We start from the raw sequence: 692 nt of genomic DNA, 5'->3' as shown, positions 1-692 counted from the left end.
GTGTAATGAACTGCCAGCTTGCTGCTACCAGCAGCACTCCACATGGCAAGGAGACTAGGCTGACGACCCTGGCTCACCTGCTGACGCATCATCATCATCATCTCCATCCTCCTCCTCGCCCTCATCATCATCATCATCATCATCATCATCGTCATTGCTGCCGTCTTCCCCCTCCCCTTCCCCCTCGTCGTCCTCTTCAGCCACAGCAAAGTCATCTCCCAAGGCCACCACACTGGGCTTGTGGTTGAACACGTCAGCCAAGGGTACCTGCAGCCCCACAAACACATTTGACACCCATCTTGCCACCCTGCCTGCCACCCTGCCTGCCACCCTGCGTGGCATCCTGCCTGCCACCCTGCCTGCCTACCTGCCTGCCTACCTGCCCGCCACTCTCATCAATCTCACCTGTTGATCCCCTGCCTGCCTGCCTGCTTGCCTGCCTGTCAGCCTGCCTACCCTGACTAGTCAGCCTGCCCTGAGTAGTCAGCTGATCAGTCACCCATGTGGCGGACCTTCAGGCTGAACCCCTCCCTCCCCACCAGCGCTAGCACCCTGGTGTGCCCTCTCCCTCCCCTGCTGGGCTGCAGTCTAGGCTCCAACCTCACAACTCAACTCACTGGTGGGTGTGTTGAGGTCAACATCATCATCATCATCATCATCATCATCATCATCATCATCATCATCATCATATC

2 protein-coding genes are annotated in these 692 nt (G+C 57.7%); both read right to left on the bottom strand.

Annotation, left to right across the window (positions count from 1 at the left end; translation table 11 throughout):
* Nucleotides 1–54 precede the first annotated feature (54 nt).
* A complete protein-coding gene (locus ACT6R0_RS18610) occupies nucleotides 55–342 on the bottom strand; it encodes a hypothetical protein (protein ID WP_444667447.1) in 288 nt (95 codons plus the stop codon).
* Complete coding sequence (locus ACT6R0_RS18605) at nucleotides 254–499, bottom strand: hypothetical protein (protein WP_444667445.1); 246 nt, start codon at nucleotides 497–499, stop codon at nucleotides 254–256. The genes ACT6R0_RS18610 and ACT6R0_RS18605 overlap by 89 nt, the downstream gene beginning before the upstream one ends.
* Between the last annotated feature and the right edge of the window lie 193 nt (nucleotides 500–692).

The organism is Flavobacterium sp. (assembly GCF_052437795.1).
In the GTDB taxonomy this organism is placed as follows: Bacteria; Bacteroidota; Bacteroidia; order Flavobacteriales; family Flavobacteriaceae; genus Flavobacterium.
The sequence above is the reverse complement of the archived record's forward strand: the minus strand, read 5'-3'. Positions and strand labels throughout refer to the sequence as shown.

Excerpts from the sequence above, each read along its gene's own strand:
- ACT6R0_RS18610 (WP_444667447.1), bottom strand. The coding sequence starts at position 342 with ATGCCACGCAGGGTGGCAGGCAGGGTGGCAGGCAGGGTGGCAAGATGG.